The following is a 14308-nucleotide window of genomic DNA, read 5'->3' as shown; positions in this document are numbered from 1 at the left end:
TTTATGTGCGTCCCAGTGATCGCCTTAAACGACGGCCAAGTCTGGATGCCAGATTGCCGCCTTCGCTTGGCCAATCCATTTCCCGTTCCCAGGCGGACTGATAAGTTACTCCACAATAAAATTGAGCTAGATCTTCTTCTACCAAGCCTTCAGCGCGATCTCTCCGCAGCTGCCAAGCATAGGCGTACATCTTAAAGAACGGCTGAGAAGGTAAAAGCCTGATCGCACCATACTTGAGTAGCGCCTCACCATACCAACGCATTTCAATTGGATGCTCCACTATGAGCTGAGCAAAACTTGTATCGCGTGGTTTGATAAAACTTTCGTCGAGACTCATCCAGACATCACGATGCCAAACAGGGCAATTGGGCCCAAAATTGTAATGCTTGCCAGCTCTTTCAAAAGCCCGCTGAACTAGGACAGACTCTTTATAAAAGTTATCAATGACTTTCTGCTTGCGCAAGGATGCAGCGGGTAGAAGTATCTCGCGACATTCGTCGACTACCGTGTATGGGGTGCCTGAAGTGTCCAGAAATTCACTCAGATGGAATGGTCTGATGAATTGACAATCCGAGTCTAAGCACAAATAGGCTTCTGCAAGTCCTAGGCGCCAAAACTCTGATTTAATAATTTGTTGTGACAGATGCCCCGGGATGGTATTCACCTTGTCGAGGCTGTGCATTGGATTACTCAGAATTATCTCCTCGTCAGTGATGAGTTTGACACTCAAACTAGAGAGGTATTCCCTAAATATCGGCAGGTCTGCTTGCGGGCAAGAAATATAAAATGGAATTTTATCTACGTTATATTTCTCCACTGTCAGCGCCAAACGCTTTGCACGCTTGACATCGACTCGGTAACTCTTGCAGTAGAGAGCAAATGCAATCACGAGCGGCGGTCCTCATACGATGTGGCGATTTTCATGAGAAACTGCAGGGGATTGGTGGCTCTCGCGACCATGATTCGCTTGAGCGCATAAAGATTGTCCCCCGCTTGAACACGACCACGACGTGTGCTTGTAGCGGATATATAGCCAGCCTCTAGTACCATTTTTTCGTGCTCTGGTTGGAACCAGCCGTAGGGATAGCAGAAATGTCTCACTTCCGCTCCCAACATTTGCTCCAACTCCAATTTAGATTGCGTAATTTGTTTACGCGCATCATCTTGTATAAGCTCGGTTAGCTTGGCATGGTCTTGCGTGTGCGAGCCTACATCCATTCCTGCCGCATGCCATGAACGCCAATCTTGTTGGGTCATGAGAGGTTTTTCAGCAACCTTTCCAGAGTCCCATGAATTAGTACCGCCAATCATGCGACTCACGCCGTAGCATGTTCCCGTGAAACCATTGGCTTTTAAAATGGGTAAAGCATAGGTCAGGTTATTTTGGTATCCATCGTCAAAGGTTATTCCAACCACTTTGCCCTTTTTCTCACCTCGTAAATAGGGCTCTAGGTCCCGCATGGAAAGACCGGTGTATCCCATCAAACGCAGCATTTTCATTTGCCAATTAAATGAGGATGGCGCCACGATCAACCCTCGCAACATAGTTCCGCGAGGGGGCGGTGCATCGATTTGGTGATACATCAGAATAGGGATCTTCATGTTTGCAACCTCTGGAGACTGGCGTAATAACCGTTCGCTTGCACTAGGCTGGAGTGATTGCCGCGTTCCACAATACGCCCTTGATCCATTACAAGAATCAAATCAGCACCTTCAATCGTGCTCAGTCTGTGCGCAACCACCAATGTCGTTCTATTGAGCATTAGTGAGGCCAAGGCCTCTTGGACCATTCGTTCTGATTCCGTGTCCAGCGCTGATGTCGCCTCGTCAAGAATAAGTATGGGCGCATTCTTCAAAAGCGCGCGTGCGATCGCAATCCGCTGCCGCTGTCCGCCAGAAAGTGCTGCTCCGTTTTCCCCTACTGGAGTATCCAACCCGTTGGGAAGCTTTGAAATAAATTCCCAGGCATGTGCAGCCATCGCTGCATCACGCACTTGCGCATCACTAGCCTCAGATGCCTCTCCGAAGCTAATATTGGCTCGTATCGTGTCATTGAGTAAGACGATATCTTGGCTAACCAAGGCGATCTGTTTTCGCAGATTCGGCAAGGTCAAATTTGCTATGTCCACGCCGTCGATGGTGATTCGCCCTGATATTGGGCTGAAAAAGCGCGGAATCAAAGCAGCTAGCGAGCTCTTTCCCCCTCCAGAGGCTCCAACCAATGCGACAGTCTGGCCCGGCCTTGCGGTGAAGCTGATATTTTCCAATGCATTTCTCTCGCTTCCCGGATACTGAAAGCTTATATTCTCGAACGCCAATTCGCCTCTGGCGGCTGTAAGCGATTGCTTTCCAGAGTCGGGTTCTGGTTCCGCATCAAGGACTCCGAACACGCTCTCACACGCGGCAAGGCCTCGTTGCAAGATAGGGCTGATCGTTGTGAGCTGCTTGATGGGCGAAATCAATAACAACATCGCGGTGATAAAAGAGACGAAGCCACCCGCTGAATCCCCTGCCTGCCCCATAGACCGGCTAAGCGCCATGAAAATGATGAAAGCTATGGCGAACGACGCGGCGATATGTGTAATAGGTGTCAGAGCAGATGCCGGCACAGCTTCGCGCATCATGCTCCGCCGGAAGCTTTCGGTGACACGATGGAATCTGGCTCTTTGTTGTTCTTGTCCGCCGTACACCTTGATTACTCTGTTGGCAGCAGTTGTTTCTTCGACGGTATGGGCGATCGCGCGTAAGGACTCGAGACTGGCCTTGCTCGCTTTCCTGATGCGCTTTCCAAAGCTTTGAATGAGGACCGCGATGATGGGACCTACTGTCAATGTAACCAGAGTGAGCCTCCAGTCTAGGTATAGCAGGTAGCTGAGAAGCGCAATGGCGGTTAACGACTCTCTCAATGCAGTCACCAAAACATTGGTTGCCGCTTGATTGATGTTGTCCACGTCATAGAGCAAACGCGATATCCAGCGAGACGCCGGCTCAGACTGGAAAACCTGTGTTGGCGCACTCAAAAGCTTGTCAAACATGGCGCGTCGCAGGTCGACAACCAAACGCGTCGAAACCCACGTCATCAGATAGTTCGTAACAAAAGACAAAAGGCCACGTACGACGAATAGCAGCACAATGCTCGCCGGAATAAGCCACACCATTTTTTTGTCTGCCGTTTGAAACCCTGAGTCCAGCAGATATTTCATGATGGCGGGGAACATTGGCTCCGTTGCCGCAGTGCACACCATGCAAGCCACAGCGATCGAAAAGGCCTTCCAGTAGGGCTTCAGAAAGCCCATAAGCCGGATGTAGAGCGCCCGGTCTTCCTTATTCATTGCTAGTCCGATCGCTTGCCGCAGGCGCCTTCCAACGTTCGCCTTGCTGAAGTTCAATCGCTTTCACGTACCTAAAGAATGTGCCCTCAAAATTGCCAAGCGCAATGACGAAGCCTGCCCAGCCATCCAGAAAGCCCTTTTTAAAGATGAAGTGCTTTACGAATGCCCAAATTCCATGACTGAGTGCCGTAAACATGGTGATCTTCTTGTGCTTGATCTTCTCAGCGCCCAGGCTTGAATATCGGTTGGCTTTGTACATCACCTCCGCCATGTTCTTGAACGGGAACTGCCAAATCTCTTGCACCATATGTCCAATGGGCTTGTCTGAATGAAGCACATAGCCTTCATGAACCGGCTTCATGTCGTAACTCATGGTTCCCCGACGGAACAACTGTGGCTGTCGGTAATTGGGATACCAGCCCGAGTGTTTGATCCACTTCCCCATAAAGTAATTTCGGCGGGGCGTTTGATAAACGTCGAGCGCTTGGGGACTATTGATGAGCGTTTGAATTTCTTGGGCTGCTTGTGGAGTGCAACGTTCATCAGCATCCAGGCTGAAAATCCAGTCCTTGGTACAGGCTGCAATGGCTTGGTTACGCAGGTGACCAAATCCCTTGAATTCGACTTGGACCACCCGCGCGCCCAGAGTTTGGGCCAACTCGGCAGTACCGTCGGTACTATTTGAGTCGACTAGGATGACCTCATCTGCCCAAGAAACACTCTCTATCGCTGGTTGCACTTTTGCCACTTCGTTGTAGGCAATGATGTAGACGGAGATGGTCGGCATGGGGTGATAACATCCAAAAGTTTCAGCCCTCTTCTGAGCATCGACATGCTGTCTGTTTGCGGCTGTGCAAGAGGGCGGCCTAGTCTAGTCGAAAATGTCCTGCGCAGACCTTATCTCCATCGTCATCACCACCTACAACCGGAGCGACGCGCTCGCCTGTGTTGTTGGTGCTCTGGAGCATCAGTTTGATAAAAACTTTGAAGTGATCATCGCCGACGATGGATCAACTCCCAGCCATCAAGCGCGAATCCATGAGTTGCAGGCAAGCGCGTCTTTCCCTTTGACCCACGTGTGGCACCCTGATGCGGGCTTCACTGCTGCTCAGGCCCGCAACTTGGGTGTCGCAGCCTCGTCGGGCCGCTACCTGATACTTCTCGACGGGGACTGCGTGCCCGAAGTGGATTTTGTTGCTCGGCACCGATCGCTCGCGCAAAAGAATTGCTTTGTAAATGGAAGCAGGGTTTTGCTAAGTGAGGCATTCACGCGCAAGGTCCTAAGCAGCGAAGCCGCAGTGATCGACCAGCCTTGGCCTACTTGGATGGGCCGGCGTGTCCGGGGTGAGAGCAGCAAGCTAGGCGCTAAACTCCGTTTACCGGATTTCCCATCAAGACTCCAGCGCTCGTTCAAGTGGAAAGCAATTCGCAGTTGCAACATGGCACTGTTTAAGTCTGACTACATTGCGGTCAACGGCTTTGATGAAACATTTGTAGGGTGGGGGCACGAAGACGCTGATTTCGTTCTTCGTCTCCATAACGCGGGTTTGTGCCGCAAAAACGGCTTCTGGTCGACAGAGGTCTATCACTTGTGGCATCGAGAGAGCAGTCGCGACATGGAAAACGTGAATGCACGCTTGGTTCGGGAACGAATCTTAACAAAACAAATCAATGCAACCATCGGCTACCGAGAGAGCTTAGGCCACTCAGAAGTCCGTGTGACACACCAACGATAATCTACTTAATGAAAAATTTTTTGGTTTCCTGTGTATTGGGTGTGCTGGCAATGCAGGCGCAAGCCCAGTTTCGAGTGGAGGTATCCGGGGTCGGTCTGACCCAAATACCCGTTGCGATTTCCGGTTTTCGGGGTGACGATCAGTCGCCACAGAAGATTGCGGCCATTGTTCAGGCGGACCTGGAGCGCAGCGGGCAATTCAAACCGCTCGATACAGCACCCGGGTTGGATGAGACTGCAAGACCTGATCTGTCCGCCATCCGTCTGCGAGGCGCTGATGCGTTAGTCGCCGGAAGCGTCTCCCGATTGGCCGACGGCCGGTACGACGTGAGGTTCAGGCTGTGGGACACGGTTCGGAATCAGGATCTCGGTGGCCAGAGTCATGCAGTCCCCGCGGGAGATCTGCGACTGACAGCCCACCGGATTGCCGACTTTGTTTACGAACGGCTCACAGGCGATAAAGGGATTTTTTCCACACGACTGACATACGTAACCAAAGCTGGGTCTAGCTATCGCCTGTGGGTCGCTGATGCCGACGGAGAGAATGCGCAACCTGCATTCAGTAGCCCAGAGCCAATCATTTCCCCGGCTTGGGCGCCTAATGGAAATCAACTTGCCTATGTTTCGTTCGAAGCCCGGAAGCCAGTGGTTTATGTACAAGACATAGATTCCGGCAAACGCAGGTTGGTCGCAAGCTTCAAGGGTTCCAACAGTGCACCGACATGGTCTCCCGATGGGAGCTCCATCGCATTGACGCTCAGTCGTGACGGCGGCTCGCAACTGTTCGTCATGGATGCCCGTGGTGGAGAGCCACGCCGCCTGATGCAGTCTTCGGCTATCGATACGGAGCCGGTTTACTCACCGGATGGCAAAAGCATTTATTTCGTCAGCGACCGTGGCGGTGCTCCGCAGATTTACCGGGTGGGTGTGACCGGCGGCAATGCCGAGCGAATCACTTTCTCCGGCAACTACAACATCTCGCCAGCGGTGAGTCCTGATGGGAAGTGGCTTGCCTATATTTCAAGGGTTAGCGGCGCCTTCAAGCTGCATGTCATGGACCTTGTGTCCGGCACCGCAGTGGCCATCACCGATACGACCGCCGACGAAAGTCCCAGCTTTTCGCCAAATAGCAGGATGGTGATTTACGCCACCCTGATGCAAGGAAAAGAGGCCCTGATGACAGCGTCTTTGGACGGCCGCATCAAGGCTCGACTTGCCGGTCAATCCGGTGACATTCGGGAGCCCGATTGGGGTCCTGCGCAGAAATAAACCTTAATTTACTTGGAGAGATCAGATGAAGAAGTTTGTATTGGCAGTTTCCGTGGCAGCAGTTTTGAGTGCCTGCGGTTCGTCCGTGAAGTTGGACAACGTCCCCGTGGAAGACAAAAGCGGTCAGGCGGTTAACGCGGGTGGCATGGCAGCACAAGCCGGCGATGGCTCTGGTGTGTCAAAGAGCGCAGTTGCCAGTGTTGAGCTCGACAAATCCAAACAAGACCCGGCCTTGAGCGCAGCACAAAGAACCGTCTACTTTGACTATGACAGCTTCGTGATCCGCGCTGAATTTCAGTCCATATTGGAATCACACGCTCGCTATTTGAAGGCCGACAAGTCACGCAAAGTGAACCTGGAAGGCCATACCGATGAGCGCGGTGGACGTGAATACAACCTCGCATTAGGCCAAAAGCGGGCGGATGCAGTGCGCAAAGCGCTGTCGCTGCTGGGTGTTGCGGAATCCCAGATGGAATCGGTGAGTTTCGGCAAAGAAAAACCCGCTGTGACCGGTAATACAGAGGCTGCCCTCGAGAAGAACCGCCGCGCTGAATTCAGCTATCGCTAATGCCGATCATGCGTTTACCGGTTCACCGATTGCGAGCAACAGCCCTGGCCCTGACGATGGTTTGTGGCGTAGGTCCTGCTGCTGCGGGCTTATTTGACGACGATGAAGCGCGCCGCGCGATCCTCGATTTGCGGCAAAAAATCGAGGCCGTGCGCGCCGACTCAGATCAAAAGTCAGCGGATCTCCAAAGGCTGATGACCGAAGAGTCTTCTCAACTTCGCCGGTCTTTGGTCGAGTTGCAGAACCAGCTAGAAACAAGCCGGGTAGAAAATGCCCGTCTGCGTGGGCAGGTCGAGCAGCTCACCAAAGATGTGGCCGATGTCCAGCGCAAGCAAAAGGACTCTGCCCAGTCGTGGGAAGACCGTTTGCGCAAGCTGGAGCCGGTGAAAATCAGCTGGGAAGGGCGCGATTTTCTGGTGGAAGTCGCGGAAAAACGGGACTTTGACGCGGCGCTGGCCATCTTTCGAAAGGGTGACTTTGCGGTTGCCGAGTCTTTGTTTTCGGATTTTTTGATTCGGTATACGAATTCCGGCTTCCGCCCGTCAGCTCTTTATTGGACAGGTAGCGCTCAGTACGCGACGAGAGACTATAAGAGCGCACTGATCAACTTCCGCTTGCTTGTTCAGCAGTCGCCTGATCACCAGCGTGCGCCTGAGGCACTTTTGGCACTCGCCAATTGCCTTCTTGAGTTGAAAGATGCCAAGGGCGGTAAGAAGACACTTGAAGAGTTGCTGACTACATACCCCTCATCCGAAGCTGCATCCGCGGCTAAAGATCGTTTAGCTCGGTTGAAGTGACGGTGTCGGCCGATTTGTATCCTTCACCCGTGGATAGTGAGCGTCGGTTTTCAGGACTCGCGCGTCTCTATGGCCAGGAGTCTGCTCGCAGTATCCGAAGTGCGCACGTCGCAGTCATCGGAATTGGTGGGGTGGGGTCCTGGGCTGCAGAGGCGCTTGCTCGTAGCGGTATCGCAGAGCTCACCCTGGTGGATATGGACCATGTGTCTGAGTCGAACATCAACCGGCAATTGCACGCACTGACCGATACCGTTGGCCAGTCAAAAATCGAGGCCATGGCACAGCGCATCGGGCAAATCAATCCAGCCTGCAAAGTGCACTTGGTCGATGACTTCGTGACGCAGGACAACTGGCCTGGCATTCTTAGATCCGAGGTGGATGCGGTGATTGATGCTTGCGATCAGGTTCGCGCTAAGACAGCGATCGCGGCGTGGGCCCGCCTCAATAAGAAACTGATGATTTCGGTGGGTGCCGCGGGTGGCAAGCGGGCTGCGCATTTGGTGGAAATTGGAGACTTGAGTGTCTGCACACACGACCCCTTGCTCGCACAACTCCGGTACCGCTTGCGCAAGGAGCATGGAGCGCCTAAAGAAGGAAAGTCCATTGGCGTTTCTTGTGTGTACAGCAAAGAGGCCGTGCGCGGCCCAGATGCCCCCTGCGCCCTGGAAGGTGATGGCACGCTCAATTGCCACGGGTATGGCTCCATGGTCAGCGTGACTGCAACCTTTGGCATGTGTGCTGCTGGATGGATTATTGATAAACTATCCTCGAACAGCGTTTTGACCCAAAAAACCGCGCTATAATTTGAGGCTTCGCAGGGTTCAATAAGTAATTAAAGAACACTGTCGGGACCATAGCTCAGTTGGTAGAGCAGCGGACTTTTAATCCGTTTGTCGTGGGTTCGACCCCCGCTGGTCCCACCAATTTATTGGGAATTTAGCTCAGCTGGTAGAGCAGCGGACTCTTAATCCGTAGGTCGAGAGTTCGAATCTCTCAGTTCCCACCAGTTAGGCCTTGTGCCTCAAGGAAACCCCGCTATCGAAATGGTAGCGGGGTTTTTTCTTATTGGACGTTTGTTGGATGTGTGTCCAATATCCAGTGTTTCCCGTCAGGCCATCACGACCATATTCGGCTCTGCAGTTTCCCTCCAACGGGCCTTGATATAGATCTCCGTAGTGGTCTGATTTGCATGTCCAAGCAGCTGCTGTATCTGTGCCAACGGGACTTTGCCCAAGTAGTACATATCACTGGCTCCCTTGCCCTTAAGGTCTCGGAAACCGAAGAACTGCATGGCATCAAGGCCCTTGGCTGCACGCAGTTTGTTCGCTTTTTCGATTGAGCGGCGCAGCATGGAGTTCAAGCCTGTGTAGGTGTAGTGCTCGCCCTTCAGTGTCTTGATCAGCGGCTCTCGCAACTTCAGGACATTGCCGTCACGCCGGGGAATCAGTTCCTCCATGGCAGCGCTGAATCCAATTTTGTGCGGCGTGCCTGTCTTGTTCTGCACGAATTCCAGTTTGCGCCGGCCGCCCTCGGTGATCACCACGCGGCTATCCCATAGGATGATGTCACTCTCTGGCCGCTGCAAAGTGCGGTAAGTCAGCTCCATGAGCAGGCGTTCTGAGCGTGTGGCGACTGCAAAAACCTCTCGGTATTCCTCGTGGCTGACGTATCGCTCTCGCTTTTTCTCGGGGTTGCGGTGTACACCGCTTGCCCGCAAGCATGGGTTCACGGTGAGACCAGGCACTTTGCCTCCCCGTATCAACCAGCCCATGAAAGCCGAGAAGCAAGCCTTTTCGCGATTGGCGGGTACAGCGCGTCCAGCGTTCAATCCGATAGTGAGGTAGTCCTCAATGTGGCTAGGCTTCACGTCCAGCGGCGTCATAGGTGCCGCAAAATAGGTACTCAGTGCCCCATGTGACGGTGCTTCTGGCTTCAGACGAATCGCCTTCGTATAGTCGGCAAGCGTCCGGGCTGCAAGCGTCTTGGCATTCACTCGAGCTTCGCAGTCCAATAGGAACTGCTCCAGCCAGTACACGACCGTGCCATAGAGGTCGTCAGGATCGTTGTACAGGCGAGCCTTGCGGTTCGCGGCATCTTTGTCTTTTCCAAGGCTCTCCCACTTGCCAGTGCCTCGGTGCACGTAGAAGAAGACCCTACGTCGTTCATACACGCGGGGCTCCATCCCGTGGCCACTATCTTTTCTTCGTCGTCCCATCGTGCCCATGTTACGCCGCCTTCTTTTTGAACTTGAGCACCAGCGCATCCCGGTTGGGTTGGCGACTGGTATCGGATGCGACTTCAATCGCAACCTGTGCAGCCTTCATGCCGCTGAGCGTCAGCTCAGCATGGGATCGCATGACCAGCGGGCGGCCGTTGGGCTTCTGCTTGACCGTAAGCCCCAAGGACTCAAGGTGACGCACCTTCGCGGCGTTGACTTTGAGTCCTGTGCAAAGGTCGTCGACCTCCGCATCAGAGAACCAAGGTAGGTTTGTCACTGGCTTGCCTCCACTTCATCAGGTGGCGAGTATTCCCATTTGTCCAGCAATTCCATAACCGTCTGCGGCAAGGGGGTTGCCACCAGCTCGGCGCGGACTCGCACCCAACCGGCGCACATCTTTCCGTCTTTGGGGGCGTGGCAGAAAAATGGCTTTCCCTCGGCGGCTGACTTGAGCAGGTCAAGCTGGGTCTGCAAACAGCCATTCGGCACCGTGTCGGGCTGGCAGGCGCAGGAATTGCACATCTCATCGCGCAGCATGGGCAGACCGAGATTGGCAAGTCCATCGGCTTCCAGGCGCTTGAAGCCCAGCGCAGCAAGGCGGGTCGCGTTCTTGCCCATGTGCAGACCTTTGGGGGTAATGCGGTGGTGTGTCATCATTGACGCCTCAAGCGGAGAAACAAATGACTAATTCCGAGCCTTGCGCCGACTGCTCCGTCCTTTTGAAGGGCGAGCGTAAAGGACCACATGGATCGCTTTCGCACTCACGCAGCAGCAATTCGGAGCTGAGGGCAGCCGCTACTGCGCCCACCAGTTTCGATACCAAACATTTCGAGTGTGGAATTTGCTGCGCAAAGCTTGAGCAGGTGGGCCAAGACTGGTTTTTGTCCAAACCTGATTGACGTTGATAAAAAGGGCCGTTCATAGCACTACGCGCCCCAAGTTCAAGTTCATATGCTTGATGGCCGCGTAGTCATCTGGGTGAAGCACGATCGTTCCTTGCTGCTGCAAGACCCATGTTTGGCCCCGCTCCACCAGGCACGTGGTGCCGAAGAATTCCAGCATCCATGCGTCCATTTCTTCGCGGAACTCTGGGGAAACCGTCACGCTCTTCGATAGCGTCATCTTTGGGAAGACGGGGGCAATGACCATCTTCAGGCCGTTCAGCATCATGGGGGCGTTCAACATCGCGTGGTTGTTCATTGGGTGGCTCCGGAAATACGTTTGAACTCGACTACCCAAGCCCATGGATTCACATCCCAGCTCCCGGGGCCGTTGATCGATTCCCAGAGCTGTGCATACCCAGCCTTGTGAGAGCCTTCTTGCGGCGAGCCACATGCTGCCCACGGCGCGCCTTCGGCAATGGCATCCACTTCGTTGATTGCCTGCACCCGCTCAATGCGCACGCTGACCACTTCCAGCCAGATGCGCACGGCGGTGCGCGGCATGAAGATGGCGGGGCGCTTCCACCATGCTGGTGAGACACCTCCTGAACGCTTCCTTCCGAGCAATGCTGGCTGTATGCCGTCAGCCGCGTACACGTACTGATGGCCAGTTTCCAACGTCATGTCCACAAAGTGCCACTCATCGCGGCCTTTCTTGGCGCTGAATCGGGTTTCCCAGCGGCCCCATGCGAAGAAGGTTTCCTTCACGTAGATTTGGTCACCGGCATACCCGTAGGGCGACATCCTGTTTTCAGGGAGCGCCACAAACTCTGGTGTGAAGTTGTGCGCCTCCAGCCAGTCCAGTGCTTCGCCTTTGACATGGCGGCGCGTCTGGGTCTTTGGGTCGACTTCACGCACGATGGCCTGCACCATGGGGCGCTGAAAGAGGGTAGGGGTCTGCTTCATACGTCTGTTTCCTGCTGCCGACGTGCCATCCAATCTGACGTGATCTGACCACGCCAGCCCTCTCGTGGCTGGAAAGCAAACCGGCTGGGTGGCGTAGGTATTACCTGGATAGATACATGCGCTGGCCACGAGACCTTCGCGGGTTTCGCTTCTGGCTTCGGGCGACTCTGCTCAAGTGAAGGGGCTGCAGGTGCTACAGGTACGGCCACCGCTGCCTGCTCCTTCGGCCTTTTCGCGTGCGTTGTCGCTTTGTTGCGCTGATATGCAGCGTTTCTAGCAATCCGCTCTGCCTCTTTGGTTGCTCGGAGCTGTGCCTTGAACGCTTCTGGTGCGATAAGTGCCCATGCGTCAGCGTGTGCCTTGTCTGTAAAGTATCGATATGCACGCCGCACCCCGGACTTGTGCAAGCGGCCATTCGCGATAAGCCATTCGGCGATACCTACTGCTTGTGAGCCTGATTTGCCCAGCAGCTCTGCAAGTTCCGCGCGGGTGTGCCCGTTGGGCGATTCGCACACTTTGAGTATTTTGTCGGCTGTGGTCATGCTGCCTTCCTCAATGCTTGGATGACGTCCCGCGCGACTACTGGCACAACGGCATTGCCCAGCATGTGCATGGCGTCTTTGGCGCGGGTGGGTAATTGGTATTCGGCGGGGAAGCCCATCGCCTTGCGACACTCGTCCACTGACAGCATCCGCATGCGTTCACCATCGATGACGGCCCAGCGGTCACGGGTGGTGATGGTCCCCACGGGGCGGCTGAGGCAGCGGCCGCCTTGCTCGTTCCCGTAATAGGCAGTCAAGAAGCGGGAGCCGTGCGCCTTACGGCCTTCGGTGATGCGGGACAGGGTAGATAGGCTGCGTCCGGGTTTATCGATGGCAGACCAGCGGCCTGCATCAAAGTCGATGATCTGAGCGGATCCGACATGCTCACGGCGGGGCATGGTCAATTCCACGGGGTGCTTGCTACGAGTGCCCACAATGAACAACCTGCGGCGGTGTTGAGCCACGCCGTGGTCAGCGGCATCCAAAACCATCGGCGATAGGGCATACCCCAGCGCACCCATAGAAGAACACCAAGCGGGGTAAAGCGCCCACTTGGCAAATTCTGGTACGTTCTCGACCAGCACTGTCTCGGGCTTGTGGAACTCAGCAGCCGATACAACCGCCCACGCGGTGGAGCGCTGCGCATCGTGGTGTGCACGTTCTTTGCCTCGGGCGCGACTGTGACCTTGGCAGGCCGGCGATGCCATCAGCAGATCATGTGCAGGGACTTGGCTCCAATCCGCTTGCTGAAGGTCTTGACAAACGTGCTGGGTGCTGGGGTGATTGTTGGCGTGCACTTGCACTGCGGCTGGCCAGTGATTGGCCGCCCAGACAACATGCACGCCAGCCATGGTGGCACCAGTGGAAAAGCCACCGGCGCCAGCGAAGAGGTCGATGGCTTTCATGGCTTACGCCTCTTCAGTAACAGATGCAGCCAAAGCGTCTTCGGGCGTCTGCGCGAAGAGTGGTAAGGTGGCAAGATTGCCACCTTCCTGACCTTCCAAGGGCTTAGGGTCTGGATCAATGAAGGGGTTTTCGATGTCCTTCACGGTCTCTTCTTGGTAGACGGTGGGGGCAACAAGGCTCATGGTGACTTCATCACTGGCCAGCAGCACCAGCTTGCCGCAGGTTTCCATGTCCAGGCGGTCACTGGCGTTCTGAACCTTCCAGTACACGGTGACGGTGCCGCCTTCTTTGATCTCAAAGCTACGGCCAGAGACCTTGCAAAGCTCCAGCTCGATGTTGCTGATGGAGTCGCCCAAGCCGTATTCCAAACGCAATACGTAGCCCACCAATTTTTCCTTGCCGCCCCAGGTGTAGCGCTGACCGTTCAGCTTGGAGAAACGCAGGTTGGGGATTGTTTCTGGCACGCCTTCGATACGCTCTTGGCCCGACTCACCTGCAGCATTGAAGTAAAGGGCTTCACGCAAGCCAGGGCAGAAGATTTCATTCAGGATGGAGTTTTCAAAATCTGCTTTGAAGCTTAGGTCTACGGCTTGCACATGCTCTTCACCATGCAGTTCCTTGCGCGGGTTGACGTTAAGCATCTGCACGCTGATGGCGTTGGGGAACTCGAATTTGCCTTGTTGAATTTGGCTCATGTTGTTGGTCTTTCGTGAGTGGGAACAGGTTCAGGCTTCGACAGCCGTTTGAGCCAAGCTGCCGGTCGCAGCGGCCACATCGCTTTGCGGACCGTCTTCCGATTCGGGTGCCGGCTCAGCTGGGTATTTGGTGAAAGGCAGGTTCTTGATGTGCTCGCCGAAGTACTTACCGATAGACTCGGCTGTAACGAAGGCTTCACAGGTTTCCTTGCTGACGTTGGTGTAGTGATGGATCGCGCCCTGGCCGCGCGTGAACATAACGGCCAGCGTTTGAGTGGCCTCGTCGTAGCCGATAGCAGCGACCTGATTGCTGACGACAGGCATCAACTGGATTGCTGGGCGTGGTTCTTCGCTGTAGGGTTGGGCGGGGGTGAATGTCTTGGTCATGGTGATCTCCGT

18 protein-coding genes and 2 tRNA genes are annotated in these 14308 nt (G+C 54.6%); 7 read left to right on the top strand and 13 right to left on the bottom strand.

Annotation, left to right across the window (positions count from 1 at the left end; genetic code table 11):
• Position 1: 1 nt before the first annotated feature.
• Genes U5L73_RS11600 through U5L73_RS11585 form a run of 4 tightly spaced genes read right to left on the bottom strand, consistent with a single transcriptional unit; the run spans position 2 to position 4119 of the window.
• Entirely contained in the window at positions 2-889 is an 888-nt protein-coding gene (locus tag U5L73_RS11600; protein WP_322562502.1) for a DUF6492 family protein, read from the bottom strand.
• Positions 886-1602 (bottom strand): polysaccharide deacetylase family protein, encoded by a 717-nt coding sequence (locus tag U5L73_RS11595; protein ID WP_322562501.1) that lies wholly within the window; start codon positions 1600-1602, stop codon positions 886-888. Before U5L73_RS11595 ends, U5L73_RS11600 begins: the two co-directional genes overlap by 4 nt.
• Positions 1599-3332, bottom strand: coding sequence for a lipid A export permease/ATP-binding protein MsbA (msbA, locus tag U5L73_RS11590; protein ID WP_322562500.1), 1734 nt, complete (start codon positions 3330-3332; stop codon positions 1599-1601). The genes U5L73_RS11595 and msbA overlap by 4 nt, the downstream gene beginning before the upstream one ends.
• Positions 3325-4119, bottom strand: a complete 795-nt coding sequence (locus U5L73_RS11585; protein ID WP_322562499.1) for a glycosyltransferase family 2 protein — start codon at positions 4117-4119, stop codon at positions 3325-3327. Before U5L73_RS11585 ends, msbA begins: the two co-directional genes overlap by 8 nt.
• 94 nt (positions 4120-4213) lie before the next feature.
• Between U5L73_RS11585 and U5L73_RS11580 the strand changes: the two genes are divergently transcribed.
• The 7 genes from U5L73_RS11580 to U5L73_RS11550 all read left to right on the top strand — a co-directional run bounded on the left by U5L73_RS11580 (position 4214) and on the right by U5L73_RS11550 (position 8707).
• On the top strand, positions 4214-5068 hold the full coding sequence (locus U5L73_RS11580) for a glycosyltransferase family 2 protein (protein ID WP_322562498.1): 855 nt from the start codon (positions 4214-4216) through the stop codon (positions 5066-5068).
• A gap of 8 nt (positions 5069-5076) precedes the next feature.
• Complete coding sequence (tolB, locus tag U5L73_RS11575) at positions 5077-6336, top strand: Tol-Pal system beta propeller repeat protein TolB (protein WP_322562497.1); 1260 nt, start codon at positions 5077-5079, stop codon at positions 6334-6336.
• 25 nt (positions 6337-6361) lie between these two features.
• On the top strand, positions 6362-6904 hold the full coding sequence (gene pal, locus U5L73_RS11570) for a peptidoglycan-associated lipoprotein Pal (protein WP_322562496.1): 543 nt from the start codon (positions 6362-6364) through the stop codon (positions 6902-6904).
• Positions 6905-6912: 8 nt separating this feature from the next.
• Positions 6913-7701, top strand: coding sequence for a tol-pal system protein YbgF (gene ybgF / locus U5L73_RS11565; protein WP_322562495.1), 789 nt, complete (start codon positions 6913-6915; stop codon positions 7699-7701).
• Positions 7698-8504 (top strand): tRNA threonylcarbamoyladenosine dehydratase, encoded by an 807-nt coding sequence (locus tag U5L73_RS11560; protein ID WP_322562494.1) that lies wholly within the window; start codon positions 7698-7700, stop codon positions 8502-8504. The genes ybgF and U5L73_RS11560 overlap by 4 nt, the downstream gene beginning before the upstream one ends.
• Before the next feature lie 44 nt (positions 8505-8548).
• Positions 8549-8624, top strand: a tRNA-Lys gene (locus U5L73_RS11555).
• Positions 8625-8631: 7 nt separating this feature from the next.
• Positions 8632-8707 (top strand) — tRNA-Lys (locus U5L73_RS11550).
• Positions 8708-8809: 102 nt separating this feature from the next.
• Here the strand turns inward: U5L73_RS11550 and U5L73_RS11545 are convergent.
• The 9 genes from U5L73_RS11545 to U5L73_RS11505 form a co-directional block, all read right to left on the bottom strand.
• On the bottom strand, positions 8810-9925 hold the full coding sequence (locus U5L73_RS11545) for a site-specific integrase (RefSeq protein ID WP_322562493.1): 1116 nt from the start codon (positions 9923-9925) through the stop codon (positions 8810-8812).
• Position 9926: 1 nt separating this feature from the next.
• Positions 9927-10196 (bottom strand): DUF4224 domain-containing protein, encoded by a 270-nt coding sequence (locus U5L73_RS11540; RefSeq protein WP_322562492.1) that lies wholly within the window; start codon positions 10194-10196, stop codon positions 9927-9929.
• A complete protein-coding gene (locus U5L73_RS11535; RefSeq protein WP_322562491.1) occupies positions 10193-10573 on the bottom strand; it encodes a hypothetical protein in 381 nt (126 codons plus the stop codon). The genes U5L73_RS11540 and U5L73_RS11535 overlap by 4 nt, the downstream gene beginning before the upstream one ends.
• A 264-nt stretch (positions 10574-10837) precedes the next feature.
• The gene (locus U5L73_RS11530; protein WP_322562490.1) at positions 10838-11119 is read right to left on the bottom strand and encodes a hypothetical protein; all 282 of its coding nucleotides are present in this window, start codon (positions 11117-11119) and stop codon (positions 10838-10840) included.
• Positions 11116-11766, bottom strand: coding sequence for a hypothetical protein (locus tag U5L73_RS11525; protein ID WP_322562489.1), 651 nt, complete (start codon positions 11764-11766; stop codon positions 11116-11118). Before U5L73_RS11525 ends, U5L73_RS11530 begins: the two co-directional genes overlap by 4 nt.
• Complete coding sequence (locus tag U5L73_RS11520; protein ID WP_322562488.1) at positions 11763-12308, bottom strand: hypothetical protein; 546 nt, start codon at positions 12306-12308, stop codon at positions 11763-11765. Before U5L73_RS11520 ends, U5L73_RS11525 begins: the two co-directional genes overlap by 4 nt.
• Entirely contained in the window at positions 12305-13213 is a 909-nt protein-coding gene (locus U5L73_RS11515; protein ID WP_322562487.1) for a DNA cytosine methyltransferase, read from the bottom strand. Before U5L73_RS11515 ends, U5L73_RS11520 begins: the two co-directional genes overlap by 4 nt.
• Positions 13214-13216: 3 nt before the next feature.
• Entirely contained in the window at positions 13217-13909 is a 693-nt protein-coding gene (locus U5L73_RS11510) for a hypothetical protein (protein ID WP_322562486.1), read from the bottom strand.
• 30 nt (positions 13910-13939) lie between these two features.
• Complete coding sequence (locus U5L73_RS11505; protein ID WP_322562485.1) at positions 13940-14296, bottom strand: KTSC domain-containing protein; 357 nt, start codon at positions 14294-14296, stop codon at positions 13940-13942.
• Between the last annotated feature and the right edge of the window lie 12 nt (positions 14297-14308).

The sequence above is a fragment of the Rhodoferax sp. genome (genome assembly GCF_034520025.1).
Classification (GTDB): Bacteria; Pseudomonadota; Gammaproteobacteria; order Burkholderiales; family Burkholderiaceae_C; genus Allorhodoferax.
Note: the sequence above shows the minus strand (reverse complement) of the source record. Positions and strands in the feature narration are given on the sequence as shown.